The sequence below is a fragment of the Micromonospora sp. NPDC048894 genome, from assembly GCF_040649765.1.
GTDB lineage: Bacteria > Actinomycetota > Actinomycetes > Mycobacteriales > Micromonosporaceae > Micromonospora > Micromonospora antibiotica.
On sequence record NZ_JBEZFY010000004.1, the window covers coordinates 439,011 to 453,796 of the forward strand.

Genomic DNA, 14,786 nt, shown 5'->3' on the forward strand with positions numbered 1-14,786 from the left:
TCACCCCGGTCGGGCCGTGAGGACTTGGCCCGACCGGGTACACCCTCGTCGTGACACACCCGCCCGGCGGGCGTGCGGGCTGCGGTCCGGCGGCCGACCGACGCGCCGAACCGGGCGAACACGACGATGGGAGAGACAGCCGACATGGCGCACACCGTTCCCGACATCAGCCTCAACGACGGCAACACCATCCCGCAGCTCGGCTTCGGGGTCTACCAGATCGAGCCGAAGGACACCGCCGAGGCGGTGCGCCGGGCGCTGGAGATCGGCTACCGGCACATCGACACCGCCCAGATGTACGGCAACGAGGCGGAGGTCGGCGAGGCGGTCCGCGCCTCCGGGCTGGACCGGGGCGAGGTCTTCGTGACCAGCAAGCTGAACAACGGCTTCCACCGCCCCGAGGACGCCCGCAGGGCGTTCGAGTCGACGCTGTCCGCGCTGAAGATGGACTACGTCGACCTGTTCCTCATCCACTGGCCGTTGCCGACCCGCTACGACGGCGACTTCGTCTCCACCTGGAAGACGTTGGAGGAGTTCCAGCGCGACGGCCGGGCCCGCTCGATCGGGGTGTCGAACTTCCAGGTGCCGCACCTGGAGCGGCTGGCCGCCGAGGCGGACGTGGTGCCGGCGGTCAACCAGATCGAGGTGCACCCGTACCTCACCAACGAGCAGGTGCGCGCGTACGGCAGCGAGCACAACATCCTCACCGAGGCGTGGTCGCCGATCGCCCAGGGCCGGGTGCTCGACGACCCGGCGATCGTCGACGTCGCCGAGCAGGTGGGGCGCACCCCCGCCCAGGTGGTGCTGCGCTGGCACGTGCAGCGCGGCGACATCGTCTTCCCGAAGTCGACCACCCCGAAGCGGATCGAGGAGAACTTCCGGATCTTCGACTTCACCCTGGACGACACGGCGATGGAGCGGCTCAGCGGGCTGGACCGGGGCGAGTCGGGCCGGACCGGCCCGAACCCGGACGAGTTCGACTACATCCCCGCCTGAGCGGCACCGGCCGCCGCGGCGCGGCGCGACCCACGGAGCGGGACCCGGTCACGGGTCCCGCTCCGTCGCGTCCGCCCGCCCGCCCGCCCAGCCGAACGGGGAAACGAATCAGCCATCAACCTCTGCATTGATGGACGTGCATGCCAGTCCGTACCATCCGGGCTATGCGTGCCCGTCGTGTCACCGCCACCGCCACCGTCGCCGCGCTCGTCAGCCTGGTCGCGGTCAGCGCCGCCCGCGCCGACGACACCCCGGCGCTGACCACCCCCGGCGCACCGGTGGTGGTCGCCAACGACCCGCACCGGCTGAGTCTGACCTGGACCCCGTCGACGTGGAAGGGCGAGCCGGGCGGCCCGATCACCTACGACGTGCGCTCGCCGATCGGGCCGAACGCCTACCGGGGACTGGGCAGCACGGAGACCAACGCCGTCACCCTCACCGACCTCGCCCCGGGCACCGACTACCGGATCGCCCTCCAGGCGTACGCCGTCGGCGGCTACTCCGACACCTCGGCGGTCACCACCGTGCGCACCGCGTACGGGCGGGCGAAGGTCGACTACCTCAACCTCGACTGGGCACCCACCGACAACCAGGCCCAGTTCCGGCTCGCCGTCACCAACACCGGCACCGCACCACTGGACCTGACCACCGTGCGGGTCCGCTACCACCTGCGCTTCGAGAACGGCAACGCGGCGCTGAGCAGCGAGTGCGACTGGGCGACGCTGGGCTGCGCCACCATCCGCCGTACCCTCCAGTATTTTCCGCCGCCCGCGCCGCCGCCCGGTCCCGGCCCGACGCCGACCCCGACCGTCTACCCGGTGCCCGGCACCCCCTTCCCCGGCTGGGTGGAGCTGACCTTCACCACCGGCGTCCTCGCCCCCGGGGCCTCCTCCGGGCCGATCCAGCTCCGGCTGCACCGGCCGAACTGGACGGCGATCGACGAACGCGACGACCCGAGCTGGCAGGCGGCCACCGGCGCGTGGACCCCCAACAGCCGGATCACCCTCGACGTCGACGGGGTCCGCGAGTACGGCGACAACTGGGGCTGACCGCCGTCAGGCGTGAGGTTGCCCGCCGACGGCCGTTCGCCGTCGGCACGCGTCACGCATGGGCGTCGCCGGCGACGGCGCGCTGGGCCGCGACGACCGTGTCGACCGGCAGGCCGAGGCCGCAGAGCACGGCGGCCAGGTAGTCCAGCACCCGCCAGTGCTGCTCGTCGGTCAACCCGAGCCGCCGCCACGCCCCGCCGGCCGCCCGCCCACCGTCCCCGCCGGGGTCGCCGAGGGCCACGGCCAGCAGGGCGGTCAACCGGCGGGCGAGCCAGGGCCGGTCCAGCCCGATCAGGTACGGCGCCAGCTCGGCGTCCGACGCGACCAGGCGCAGCCAGCGGATCACCACCGCCCGTACGCCGGCCGGGCCGAGCCAGTCGAACGCGTTCCGGGGGCAGGTGACCAACTCCGTCGTCCGCACACCCGTCAGTACGGATCACGGCGCACGCTCAGTTCATCCCCGGCAGGCATGACCACTTCAGCCGGCGTCGTCACCTGGCCGGAGCGGTCCCGTCGGGCGTCGTCACCACCGGCGAGACCGGCCCCGACCCCGGCGCGCACCGCATCGGGTTCAGGTCGACGCCCGGTGGTCCGCCAGGAACGCCAGGGTGGTCTGGTTGGCGGCCCAGCCGTCGGGGAACTTCACCGGCACGTCCAGGTGCACCGACTCCGTCGACGGGTGGGCGTCGAGCAGCTCACCGATGCCGGCGCGGGCCACCACGATGCAGGCGTGCCGGTGCCGGGAGGTCAGCACGCACAGCCGACCGGACTCCAGGTGGAAGTTCGTCGCGTCCCGCCGGCCGGAGAGCGGGTGCAGCACGATCGTCACGTCGTACTCGCGGCCCTGGAGCCGGTTGGCGGTGTCCACGGTGATGCCCGCCCCTTCCGGGCCGAGGTGGGCACGGATCGCGGCGGCCTGGTCGCGGTGCGCGGCGCCGACGGCGATCCGGTCGGCGGTGACCGGCGTGCCGGCCGGCGCGTGCTCGGAGACCGCGACCGCGCCCCGGTGCAGCACGCGCAGGGCGAGCGCGGCGCACGCCGCGGCGGCCTCAGCGTCGGTACGCAGGGTGTGCCGGGCCGGCAGCTCGTGCAACGCCCAGCCGGTGCCGACGGCCAGCTCCACCGCCGCGTCGAGCGCGTCGCCAGGCCCGGGCCGGGTCAGCGTCAACGCCCGGTCGGCCGGGCCGGTGCCGGCACGGAACCCGGTGAACGGGTAGAACGCCGCCGCGACCACCGGGGCCGCCGACGCCGGTAGCCGCCAGGACACGGGCAGCCGGTGCACGGGCAGCTGCGGGTTGTGCCGCAGCAGCACCGCCACCGCCGCCTGCATCGGGTCCCAGCTCAGGCCCGTCCAGCGCAGCGTCTCGACGGTGGAGAACGGGTCGAGCTGCCCGGGGTCACCGACGAACAGCGCCCGCTCGAACCTCCCGGCCACCCGCAGCAGCGCGTCCGACCGCATCTGGTACGCCTCGTCGACGATCGCCCACGGCCACTGACCCGTGGTGACCGTGGCCCACTTCGCCGCCGTACCGATGGTGACGGCCGGGTCGCCCAGGTCGGCGACCTTCGACGCGACCCGGACCGTGTCGTGGCCCCGGACCCGCTCCGACGGCCGGTAGTCGGTCGCCGACAGCCGGCCGATGCGCAGCTCGGGGGCTTTGGTGGCGAGCCGGTCGATGAGGTCGTCGACCTGCTCGTTGGTCTGCGCCACGATCATCAGCGGCTCACCGGCGACGGCCAGCTCGACGGCGGCCCGCACCACGAGGGTCGACTTGCCGGCCCCGGGCGGGGAGTCGACCACCACGCCCCGGTGGTCGCCTGCGCGCAGGTCGGCCAGGACGGCCGCGACGACCTGTTCCGCCTCGACGGCGGGCGGCACCTCAAGCCCGATCATCGGCTCCCCTCCTGCCTGCTGAGTCTGGACCCTACCGGCAGGGGTCCGGCCGGCCGGTCGGACCGCCAGCGTTGGACGGTCCTTTCCGACACGGCGGTTTTGTCCGGTGTCCGACACGGCGTCGGAAAGGCCGGTGGGGTGACGTGGCTGCTCCCGGCGGCGGCCGGTGCGACGGGCCGGACCCGGGCCGCCGACCGGGACGCCACCGGCCCGGCGCGACCGGCTGACCGGCGCGTTCTCCACGATTCCAGCGACGTCGACAGATCTGCCGGTGTCGTCGGGACTGTTCCGGTCCGCCCACCGGGCGACGCCGAGGTCGGCGACGACGTCGGCGTCGGCGGCACGAACGGTGTGATCCGCCCCCGAACAGATGCCACCGGCGGTCGCCCTTTCGCACCTCCGCTTACCCATTCGGCGGATCACAGGCTATTGACGGCAACGATAGAAAGGACGCCTTCCCGTTCTTCCGCCCCGGGACCTGAACCACACCCCGCGTCCTGTGCACGGGACTGCCCGATTCAACGTCGACGGGCGAGGCGGAGCACGCGATTCACGAAGAGGAGAGCGTTCCCCATGACATCTCGTTCTCGGAGCGACTCTGCCAGCAGCGACCCGGCCGCAGTTCCCGCCCATTCCCCTCCGACCGGCAGCTTTCTCGGCGGCCTCTCGGCCGACGCCCGCGACGCCCTGGCCCAGGCCGGCACCCGGCACGACTACCCGGCCAACGCCACGCTGTTCCACCAGGGCGACCCGTCCCGGCACGTGGTGCTGATCGAGCAGGGCTGGGTCAAGGTCACCTCCACCTCACGGCAGGGTTGGGAGGCGCTGCTGGCCATCCGGGGACCGGGCGACATCCTCGGTGAACTGTCCGCTGTGGACGCCCGGCCCCGGCTGGCCACCGTCACCGGGTTGTCGCCCATCCGGGCCGTGGTGCTGACCGCCGAACGGTTGCACCGCTGTCTGGCCGACAACCCCGAGGTCGCCCTGTCGCTGCTGCGTCACCTGGCCTCCAGCCTGCGTGAGGCCGACGGCCGGCGGGTCGAGTACGGGTCCAGCAACGGCGACCACCGGCTGGTCGTCCTGCTGGTGGAACTACTGGACAGGCACGGTGTGCCGACGCCGGAGGGGATCGCGCTCGACCTGCCGCTGACCCAGCAGGACCTCGCCGCGTCCGTCGGGGTGTCCCGGGAGGTGGTGGCCCGGACGCTGCGGGTGCTGCGGCACCGGCAGGTGCTGCTCACCCGACGGCGACGGATCGTGGTGGTGCAGCCGGAGCTGCTGCGGTCCCTGGCCGGTTCTGTGTCGATGTCGACATCCGAGCCGTAGGGCTCGACATCGAGCGCAGGGCCCGATTTCGGGACCCTCATCGGGACGGCAGTCCTGCGGTTCCGAGGAGTCCCATGTACCGAGCAGCCCGTGTCCCCAACGACCGCGTCCTGCACCGACGGGTACGCGCCGCCGTCGCCGCCCCGGGCGGGGGCGTCGACCGTCCCGGCCGGCCGGAGGGGGACCGGCAGGCGGCGCTGCGGCTGGCGGAGCGGCTGATCGCCGAGGCCCGCGACGAGCTGCGGCGGGCGGACGCGAAGGCGTCGCAGTGGCTGACCATGTCGGGCGGCGTCGTGCTGGCGATGCTGACCGTGCTGACCGGCACCCGCTGGTCGCCGGGGCGGTTGACCGGTGCGGCGGCCTGGGCCTGGTGGTCGGGTTGCGCCTGCGCCGCGGTTGCCCTGTTCGCCCTGGCCATGGCGTTGTTGCCGAGGACGGCGGGCGCCGCCGAGGTGCGGCAGGTCGCGTACTTCGGGCACGTGTACCGGCTGCGCGACCCGGCACTGGTCCGCCGGTACGTCGAGCGGGCCGCACAGGACACCATGCCCGGCCTGATCTCGCAGCTCTGCTGGCTCAGCCGGCTGGTGATGACCAAGTACCGCTGGGTCCGCATCGGGACGGTGCTCATCGCGCTCGCCGCCGCCCTGGTCGCGCTAGCGCTGCTCTGACCGACCCGTCGACACCTGACCGACCGAGGAGAGGAGAGACCGGTGGCTTCCCACACCGAGGAACCGAACAGGACGTCCACCTGGTGGTCGCGGACGAGTTTCGCCGGCCGGCTGTCCGATGCCGACCGGGCCGCCCTGCTGCGCATCGGCGGGCGGCAGGAGTTCCCGTCCGCGCACGCCCTGTTGCGGCAGGGCGACCGGGGTCGCCACCTGCTGCTGCTGACCACCGGACAGGCCCGGATCATGGTCGAGGGCAGCCGACAGGGGCCGCGGGGGATCGCGCTGCGGTTCGCCGGTGACCTGGTCGGTGAGCTGTCCTATCTCGACGACGGCCCCCGGTCGGCCTCGGTGGTCGCCGTCGGGCCGGTGGTGGTCCGCCGCATCCCGGCCGAGGCGTTCGACGACTACCTGCGGCGGCATCCGACGGCACACCGGTCCTTCGCCCGGTTGCTGGCCGATCGGCTCCGGGCGGCCGACAAGCGGACCGTCACCGCGTCGTTCGACACGACCACCCGGGTCGCCGCCGTGCTGGCCGATCTGACGGTCCTGGTGGACGACGAACTGGTCGCCCCCACCACCCAACGGGAGCTGGCCCAACTGGTCGGCGCGTCGCAGATCTCGGTGCACCGGGCGTTGCGCCGGTTGGCGCACCTGGGCCTGCTGGTGACCCGGCACGGCTCGATCGTGATCGTCGACGAGGTCGGGTTGGGACGGTTCGCCGATTCGGCGGCCGACCCCATCACCTGATGTAGATCAACTAGCCGGTTTCACAATTCCCGCCGCAGAGTCGAAACCGACCCACCCCTCAGTAGAAAAGGACGAACAATCGCCATGGAACTTCCACGACACTGGACCGTCGTCTCGTTGGACATCGTCAATTCCAGCGCGGGCGGATACCCGCGTCAGTCCGATCTGGCGACCACGGTGGAGCAGATAGTCGGCCGGATCGAGCACCGGTGCCCCTACCCGGGCCGCTGGATCCGTCGCGAACGCGGCGACGGGGAACTCATCCTCGTTCCGGCCGACGTGCCGATCGCCTGGGTCCTCGCCGGTCTGCTGCCCCAGCTGCGACAGGAGATCCTCGACCACAACCGCAACAAGCACCCCGACCACCTGCTCCGGCTGCGGGTCGGCATCGACTGCGGAGACGTGAGCGTCGACACCGCAGGCGTGCCCCGGGGCGGCGACGCGATCGTCGACGCGGCCCGACTGCGCGACTGCGGCGCCAGCCGGGAGGCGGCGGTCGCGGTGCCGGCCGCGCCCGTGGTGGCGGTCGTCTCCGACGAGGTCTACCGCCGGGTCGTACCGGTCAACGCCCTCGGCATGGAGTCGTGGATGTTCCGGTCCGTCCGCGCGGTGGTGCCCGACAAGACGTTCCAGGCCAACGCCTGGCTCCACCTGCCGTCCCAGCCGCCGCCGGCGGTCAGCGCGGCGGTCGACGGGCCCGGGACGGCGCAGACCCCCGACCGGTCCGCATCCGCGCCGGCCGGCGACCCACGGGACCTGGCCCGCCTGGCCCGGCAGGCCGCCGGCCTCCACCGCAACCACGACGCCCGCCAGCAGGGCGACAACGTGGGACAGATCGTCTACGGCGACCACGCGACCGTGACCAACCACGGTCCGATCAGCAAGGGAGGAGGATCGGCATGAACACCGACCCGCCCGCCAACGGCGACGAGAAGAACACCGCGGCGAGCGACGGCACGCCGGACCACCCCGTCACGGAGGAGAAGTCGTCGCCCGACCCCGGTGAGGCCGCCGCGCCGGACCCGGCCGAACAGCCCGGTCGCTCCCCTGCGCCGGACCCGTCCGGCCCCGGGCAAGGCGACGCCCGCAACCGGATGAACCAGATCCGCGCATCCGGCGCGAAGCCCGACCCCGGCGACTCCGGCGGCAAGGACGAGAGCTGGCACCACGCCGACGACCCGGTGCGCGGCGGCACCGGGCCCGACCCGGTCTTCTCCAACGTCGGGCAGACCGTCTACGGCGACCACGCCACGCTCTTCAACATCCAGCTCCCCGACGGGCGTCGGATCACCCTCCTGCGGTCCCAGCGCACCAGGGCCGAACTGCTGGAGACGGACCACACCTCGGTGATGGTGGCCTGCTTCGACGACGCCCTCGAACGCCTCCGGGACAAGCGGGTCGTCGTCCTGCGCGGCGGCGTCGGCACCGGTCGGCGGACCACCGCCGAGCTGATGCTGCGGCACGTCGTCGGGCTCGACCGGGTGGTCGGCATCGAAGACCCCGAGGTGACCCTCACCCAGCTGGCCCGGCAGGAGGGGCTGCTGCTCAAGGACCACGGCACGGTGCTGGAGCTGCCGGCCAGCGAGGCGGTGACGATCGGCACCCTGCGTGCCTTCGAGTTGCTCGCCCGCACCGACTCGGCCTACGTGGTGATCCTCGACGGACACGGCGACACCGCCGACCCGACCCTCGCCCAGCACACCGTCGACTACACCCCGCCGCCGCCCGAGAACGTGCTCCGGCGGCACCTGCGGCGGCTGCTGCTGCGGCAGCGGGGCTGCGCCGACAGCCACGCCGCGTGCGACGGCGACTGCTGGGAAAAGTTCATCGACCGGTGCGTGGCGCACGACGGGATCGCCACCGAGCTGGCCGCGCACCCCCGCCCCCGGCAGACCGTCGAACTCGCCCAGTCGCTGGCCGGCTGGAGCGGGGCCGACGAGGAGCTGGGCATCGCCCTGGGCGGACTGCGTCGCCGTCGCCGCGACGTCGTCGCCCGCCTGCTCAAGCAGGACAGCGCGGAGAAAGTCCTGGAGGACCCGCAGGCCGCCCCGCGCCGGCAGGCGTTCCAGCTCGCCTACGCGGCCCTGCACGACCTCCCGTTGGCTGACGTCTTCGACGCCAGCGAGTTGTTGCTGGGAATCCTCCAGGCGGTGGAGAGCGGTGCCGAACGGCCGCTCCGGGTGGTGTTCGACGGCGGCGTCGACCAGATGCTGCACGCCTGGGGCGGCGAGTCCCCCCTCGCGGCGGCCGAGACCGGCGAACAACCCCGCCGGGCCCGGCTCGCCGATCCCCGCCTGCTCTTCGACGTCCTCGACGTGGTGTGGCACGACTTCGACGGCGTCCGGTTGCCGCTGCTGGTCTGGTTGGAGGAGCTGGTCTTCACCCGCCGCGACGAGGTCCGGCGGCGGGCCGCACAGATCACCGGCTGGCTCGCCACGTACGACTTCGACGAGGTCTGCAACGGGATGCTCCGGCAGTGGGCGGCCGACGAACGGGGCACCGGCCGGCAGGCCGCCGCCTGGGCGCTGCACGTCGCGGCGTACGACGACCGGCTCGTCGCCCGCATCCAGGGTCGGGTGCTCAGTTGGGTACGCAGCGCCAACCCGGCGCTGCACGACACCGCCGCCCGCGTCTACAGCACCCGCATCGGTCGCCTCGCCCCCGCCGACACCCTGCGGGAGCTGCGTACCCTGGCCAGCCGGGACGACCTCAACGGCAGCGCCTCGGTGGCGCGGGCGCTGATGGACCTCTACCCCGTCGCCCCCGAGGAGACCTGGCGCACGCTGGTCGCCTGGAACGACGAGGACCTGCACCGGCTGCGGGTCCACGCCGCCCGGGGCATGACCCTGCTGGGACGGCTCGCCGGTCCGGCCCCCCACGAGGGGTGGCCGCTGCTGCTCACCGCCGTCGAGGGCTTCACCCCGGAGCCGGCTGAGCTGGCCGCGCTCTGGCGGGGTGCGCTCGGCGACCCGACCACCGCCCCCCGGTCCTGGAAGACGCTGCACATGTGGCTGCAGCTGGGCGACGAGGACCCGGTGCTGGCCGACCTGCTGGTCGCCCTCTTCTCCGCGGTGTTCGTCGGCCGGCTGGTCGGACGCAGCCGCTTCTATCTGCGCGACTGGTCCCGGCAGTCGGCCACCGCCCGCCGCCTGCTCGCCCCGCCCGGCGCCGCCGCCGTCGGTGGGGCCACCACCGATCCGTCACAGCCCGCCTGAGGAGGCAACCCGTGAGCATCCCGACATCCGGCCGTACCGTCGCCCGGCGCAGTCTGTGGCGTCGGCTGGTCGACTGGTTCCGTGGCACCCCACGGGGGCAGGTCACCAGGGACGAGGAGATCACCTACCAACCGACCGACGACAGCACCCTGCTGACCGCGCTCTGCCAGGGTGACGTCTACGAGTTCCAGGTGCACACCACACTGGTCTGGTCCGCCTTCCTGCCCTACCACGACCTCGTCGCCGAGGCGGGTGAGTTCACCGCCAGCGCCCGGGACACCGTCCGCGAGCGGATCTGGGAGGTGGCGCGGAACTTCTCGCCCTACCAGTCGGTGGAGGCGGAGCAGGCGATCCAGGAGGCGCTCAACCCGCAGTGGTGCTACCGGGGCGCCGCCGGCATGGTGCGGTGCCGGGCCAAGGTGCGGGTGCTGCCCGACCCCCGGGTCCGTGACCACCTGCTGCCGTTCGAGCAGCGCAAACTCGACGTCGAGGCGAACACCACGCTGGCCCTGCTGCGCGCCGACCGGTTCGAGCAGGTGGCGCGACGCTGGCAGCAACTGTTCGACACCCTCGGCCACGACGCGATGGTGGCGTACGCCGCGCAGCTCGCCGATCCGACCGTCTCGGCCGTGGTCACCAACCTGGTCAACCACCGGCGGGCGAGCGCGGTGCAGCTGGTCGACGTGCTGCGTCAGGCCAGCAAGGACCACGAGAACGTCGGCCTCTACGAGTTCGCCAGCGCCTACGACGCGGCCCTGCAGACGCTGCGCCGGCAGATGCACCTCGACGAGGGCGGCTTCCCGATCGCGGCGGTCGAATCCGGGGCCGAGTCATGAGGCCCGACCCCACCGACGGCCCCGACCGCATCCACGGCCCCGACCGCATCGACGGGCCCGGCGTGCTCGGCGTGCTCGACGGGTCCGGCCCGGTCGGGAAGGCCGGCCGGGGCAGCGGGCACAGCAGGGGCACGACGCTCGGCCGGGTCACGCTGGCGGCGGTCACCGTCGCGGCGCTCAGCCTCGGTGCCGGATGCGGCGGCGAGGACGAGCCGCCGGACCCGTGCGTGACCGCCGCCGGGTCTCCGGCCCCGACCGGGGTGGGCCGCACGGCCGTGCTGCTGGACGTCTCGGCGTCCACCCGGGGGGCAGGGTCGGCACCGGACTGGGCGGCGGAGGTGGACGCCCAGGTGGCTGCCGCCGTCGACCGTGGGGACGTGGTCTCCATCGGCGCCTTCGACGGCTCAGCGTCCACCGTCGCCTGGGCGATCCGCGACCGGGCGACCGCACCCACCAGCACACGACCCAACAACCAGCGGCTGGAACGCGAAGCGACGAAGTCCTGCCTGCACAGGTCGGTCACCCAGGCGGCGCGGATGCCGGCCCGTACCGACGGCACCGACGTGTTGGGCGCGTTGGGTGTCGCCAGTGGACAGACTGCCCCCGCCGGCGAGGCCCGCCGGACGGTGGTGATCGCCACGGACGGGTTGGGCACCGTCGGCTGCACCGACCTCAGCCGGGCCCCGGCCGGTGGGGCGGCAATGATCGAAGCCGCCGTCCGGGACTGTCCGGCGCGCGCCGGATGGCCCACCGAGCTGGCCGGAAACCACCTGGTGATGCTCGGGGTGGGGCATCCCGCCGAGGGCCAGCCGATTCCGGAGACCGGGCAGCTGGCCTGGCTGCGGCAGTACTGGCGACGGCTCTGCGCGGCGGCACAGGCGGCCTCCTGCGAGGTCTCCACCGCCCCGGTGCCCGTGCGGTCCGGGGGGACGGGGGGCGGGGCCGGCCAGTCGCCCACCGACCCACCGGTCAGTTTCCGTCCCGAGGGGGGACCGCCGCTGCCGGAGCCGGACGGCACCGTCTGGCCGGTGCCGTCGGCCGCGTTGTTCGCCACCGACTCCGACGAGGTGGGGCCGGCCGGGATCGCCCGGCTCGGGCAGATCAGGAAGGAGATCGGCGAGGACAAGGTCACCCGGGTCGAGGTCGTCGGCTACACCGACTCCCGGGGCAGCGACCGCCACAACCAGGACCTGTCCGAACGCCGGGCCGCAGCGGTCGGGGCGGTCCTGCACGGCCTCGGGCTACCCACGCCGGTCACCAGGGGCGCCGGGGAGACCGGCCGGATCTGCCTGACCGAGCAGCGGCCGGGCGGCGCCTGGGACGAGGACTGCCTGCAGCGCAACCGAAGGGTCGAAATCGTGATCAGCACAGAGAGCGGATGAGCGATGACCGACAATCTCGTACGCCACCACGACAGCGGCAACGGCCGCCGCTACCCCTCAGTGCAGTGCCCCCCGCTGCTGACCCTCGGCGCGAACCGGTTCGCCGAGCCGGTCGCCACGCCGGAGCCGTACCGGCCGGACCAGTTGTCACACACCGAGTCGGCCCGCCTGGTCCAGGCCAAGGCTGACGCGGAGGAGGCGCTGACGGCGTACCACCAGCGGTTGAAGACGGCGGGCGACCGGATGGTCGACGCCTGGCACCGGGCGAAGCTGGGGTTGCACCGGCTGGAGGTGCTGCTCGCCGAGCGGGAACTCGGCGCGGCGGCACGCCAGGAACGACAGGTGGAGTCGGACCACGCCGCCGACGGCGTCGAGGACCGGCGGTACCGTCCGGGCTGGCAGCATCCGGCGTTCGTATGGACGGTGATCCTGCTCAGCGCGGTCTACGACACGGTCTTCCTCGCCGATTCGTTCCGCGACGCCCTCGACAGCGGCGGGTCCGTCGAATACTGGGTGGCGTTCCTGCCGGGGGCTGGGATCTTCATGGCGCTCACCCTCGCCGGCTACTGGCTGGGGGTGCCGCTGTTCCGGCACCGGGCCAGGGCCGAACGGCGGCGCTGGCGGCGACAGCTGGGATGGCGCATCCTGCTCCGCCGGGTCTTCGTGATGTGGCGCCCGGAGGACGAGGAGCGGCAGCCGGGCGAGCTGCCCTGGCCGAGCTGGGTGCTGCCGGTGAGCTTCGCCACGCTGGTGGTCGGGGTGCTGGCGTTGTGGGCGAAGCTACGCGGCAGCCACCTGTTCAACACCGACCTCAAGTGGCCGCTGGTCGGTCTGCTGGTGCTGCTCAGCGTGTCGGCCATCGCGTTCAAGGCCGGCGCGCACAACCCCGCCGCCGACCGGGCGAAGCGGGTGGGCCTGCGCCGACGGGACGTCACGCGACGCTACGACCGACTCAAGGCCAGATCGGAGAAGCAGCTGGCCAAGCACGAGAAGGCCTGGCAGGAGCTGCACCTGGCGGTGGAGGACGCGGTGACCGGCGTCTGGCGGCACGTCACCGACGCCTGGACCGAGATCGCCGAGGGGCGGGCCCGGCACGGGCTCACCGGTATGGTCGCCCCCGGCTTCGTCACCTCCGCGGACACCGACGCGTCGACCCGCGCCCTGTTCGCGGGGCTCACCGGCCCGTCGCTGCGGCTGGAGACGCTGCGGGTGACGCAGGACCTGCTCGACCGGCACCGGCCCGAATTGCTCAGCGCGGAGCAGACGGCCCTGACCGAGCAGCTCAACGCGCAACTCGACGCCGCCACCGTCGACCCCTGGCCGGACCCGACTGATGGGGGTCCGGCCACCGGTCAGCACTGACGGTGACTCCCGGTGCCGGCGGGGGTGCGCCCCGCCGGCACCGGGGCGGGCACAGGTCCGTCCGGTCGTGGGCGGCGGGCCGACCCGGCAGCGCCGCCCACCGCCCCGGCCCCCGAACGCCGCGCTCCTGGTGCGGGATCCGGATCACTGCCGGCGGTCCCGCCGGCCGGCCACCGCACCGGATCAGCTGTGTTGCGCCTTCTGGAACAGGGGACGGGTGATCGCCGTGCTGAACTGCGGACCCACCAGGTAACGCTTCCCCGGGATGTAGCCGTGGGAGTTGTCGCCGACGACGGTGCCGAGGCCGGTGTGCCGGTCGAAGTTCGCGAAGCGTGGGCCGCCGCTGGAGCCGCCGCCCATCACGCACGCGGTGCCCCACTGGCCGGGCGGCTCCGGCCATTCCTCGGTCGCCTGCTGCTCCACCGCCGGGCCCGCGCAGTAGGCGAGGCGCTCACCGGTGTACTCCGGCAGCCCCTCGCGGGCATCGTCCGAACTGGCCCGCGGGTAGCCGAACTGGTGCACCACCCGCGCGCCGGGCACGTCGTAGCCGATCCGCTGAGCAGCGCCGACCGCATCCTGCACCCGACGTCCGTCACTGTTCGGATGGAGCACCACGAACGCCTGGTCGTACGAGTCGTACAGACTCTCGATCTGGTCGTTGAGCAGCCACGTCGAGGGAGCCACCGACAGCCGGCCGACGAACCTGCCGTACGGCGCACGGCCGTCCCGGTAGCCGGGGATGAACAACACTTTGCGCGACCACTGGTTGTCCTCACCGATCAGGTCGGTGTTGTTCACGCAGTGCGCGGCGGTCACCACCGTGCTGCGGTTGGCGCTGTCCAGCACCGTCGCCGTGCAACTGGCGTCCTCGCCGTGGTCGGTGAAGAAGAGCCTGCCGACGGTACGCGACACGGCCTCCGCCCCCGTCCAGGGCGCGCCGTCCGGCTTCGCCACCGGCCGCACCTGCGCCGACGGGGTCTTCAGATCGGCGATCCGCTGTGGAGTCCAGTACGCCAGCACCGCCTGCCGCTCGGCTGCGGTGACGGCCACACCGTGGAGGGCGACAGTGCCGGGGTCGGCGGTTGCGGGCAGCTGAACGATCCCGGCCAGAGTCGGCGTCACGAGCGCGGCGACCGCGCCCGCGACGCCGACGCGTTTACGCAGGCCGAAGGTTAGTTTCGATGTCATGCCGGGAAATGTAGGGCCGGAATGTCAGGAAGACGTTTGTGCGGTCCTCGCGAGGCCGTTCGCCCGCCGATGTCCAACCAGGGCGTCAGGCGTAATAGTGCGGCCCCCGCGACGGGACACAGC

At 73.1% G+C, this 14,786-nt stretch carries 13 protein-coding genes; 10 read left to right on the forward strand and 3 right to left on the reverse strand.

Annotated features, from left to right (window positions below; all coding sequences use genetic code 11):
* Nucleotides 1-144 precede the first annotated feature (144 nt).
* Both AB0C22_RS11595 and AB0C22_RS11600 read left to right on the forward strand, forming a co-directional pair.
* A complete protein-coding gene (locus AB0C22_RS11595; RefSeq protein ID WP_357534885.1) occupies nucleotides 145-996 on the forward strand; it encodes an aldo/keto reductase in 852 nt (283 codons plus the stop codon).
* Between the two features lie 164 nt (nucleotides 997-1,160).
* Nucleotides 1,161-2,045, forward strand: a complete 885-nt coding sequence (locus AB0C22_RS11600) for a cellulose binding domain-containing protein (protein WP_219467626.1) — start codon at nucleotides 1,161-1,163, stop codon at nucleotides 2,043-2,045.
* Nucleotides 2,046-2,097: 52 nt separating this feature from the next.
* Here the strand turns inward: AB0C22_RS11600 and AB0C22_RS11605 are convergent, their stop codons facing one another.
* Together AB0C22_RS11605 and AB0C22_RS11610 are read right to left on the reverse strand one after the other, a co-directional pair.
* Nucleotides 2,098-2,466, reverse strand: a complete 369-nt coding sequence (locus AB0C22_RS11605; protein ID WP_219467623.1) for a globin — start codon at nucleotides 2,464-2,466, stop codon at nucleotides 2,098-2,100.
* A gap of 150 nt (nucleotides 2,467-2,616) precedes the next feature.
* Nucleotides 2,617-3,939: an AAA family ATPase gene (locus tag AB0C22_RS11610; RefSeq protein ID WP_219467620.1), complete on the reverse strand. Its 1,323-nt coding sequence runs from the start codon at nucleotides 3,937-3,939 to the stop codon at nucleotides 2,617-2,619.
* 573 nt (nucleotides 3,940-4,512) lie between these two features.
* Between AB0C22_RS11610 and AB0C22_RS11615 the strand changes: the two genes are divergently transcribed.
* The 8 genes from AB0C22_RS11615 to AB0C22_RS11650 all read left to right on the forward strand — a co-directional run bounded on the left by AB0C22_RS11615 (nucleotide 4,513) and on the right by AB0C22_RS11650 (nucleotide 13,475).
* Complete coding sequence (locus tag AB0C22_RS11615) at nucleotides 4,513-5,265, forward strand: Crp/Fnr family transcriptional regulator (protein WP_219467618.1); 753 nt, start codon at nucleotides 4,513-4,515, stop codon at nucleotides 5,263-5,265.
* 74 nt (nucleotides 5,266-5,339) lie between these two features.
* On the forward strand, nucleotides 5,340-5,933 hold the full coding sequence (locus AB0C22_RS11620) for a Pycsar system effector family protein (RefSeq protein WP_357534778.1): 594 nt from the start codon (nucleotides 5,340-5,342) through the stop codon (nucleotides 5,931-5,933).
* Between the two features lie 42 nt (nucleotides 5,934-5,975).
* Nucleotides 5,976-6,680, forward strand: coding sequence for a Crp/Fnr family transcriptional regulator (locus AB0C22_RS11625; protein WP_219467611.1), 705 nt, complete (start codon nucleotides 5,976-5,978; stop codon nucleotides 6,678-6,680).
* An 84-nt stretch (nucleotides 6,681-6,764) separates the two neighbouring features.
* A complete protein-coding gene (locus tag AB0C22_RS11630) occupies nucleotides 6,765-7,583 on the forward strand; it encodes a hypothetical protein (RefSeq protein ID WP_219467609.1) in 819 nt (272 codons plus the stop codon).
* Complete coding sequence (locus AB0C22_RS11635) at nucleotides 7,580-9,895, forward strand: hypothetical protein (RefSeq protein ID WP_357534780.1); 2,316 nt, start codon at nucleotides 7,580-7,582, stop codon at nucleotides 9,893-9,895. The genes AB0C22_RS11630 and AB0C22_RS11635 overlap by 4 nt, the downstream gene beginning before the upstream one ends.
* 11 nt (nucleotides 9,896-9,906) lie before the next feature.
* Nucleotides 9,907-10,731 carry a hypothetical protein gene (locus AB0C22_RS11640; RefSeq protein WP_219467604.1) on the forward strand — a complete coding sequence of 275 codons (825 nt, stop codon included), beginning with the start codon at nucleotides 9,907-9,909 and terminating at the stop codon, nucleotides 10,729-10,731.
* Entirely contained in the window at nucleotides 10,728-12,113 is a 1,386-nt protein-coding gene (locus tag AB0C22_RS11645; RefSeq protein ID WP_357534783.1) for an OmpA family protein, read from the forward strand. Before AB0C22_RS11640 ends, AB0C22_RS11645 begins: the two co-directional genes overlap by 4 nt.
* A 3-nt stretch (nucleotides 12,114-12,116) precedes the next feature.
* Nucleotides 12,117-13,475, forward strand: coding sequence for a hypothetical protein (locus AB0C22_RS11650; protein WP_357534785.1), 1,359 nt, complete (start codon nucleotides 12,117-12,119; stop codon nucleotides 13,473-13,475).
* A 183-nt stretch (nucleotides 13,476-13,658) separates the two neighbouring features.
* Here AB0C22_RS11650 and AB0C22_RS11655 read toward each other — a convergent pair whose 3' ends face one another.
* A complete protein-coding gene (locus AB0C22_RS11655) occupies nucleotides 13,659-14,663 on the reverse strand; it encodes a hypothetical protein (RefSeq protein ID WP_357534787.1) in 1,005 nt (334 codons plus the stop codon).
* Nucleotides 14,664-14,786: the final 123 nt, after the last annotated feature.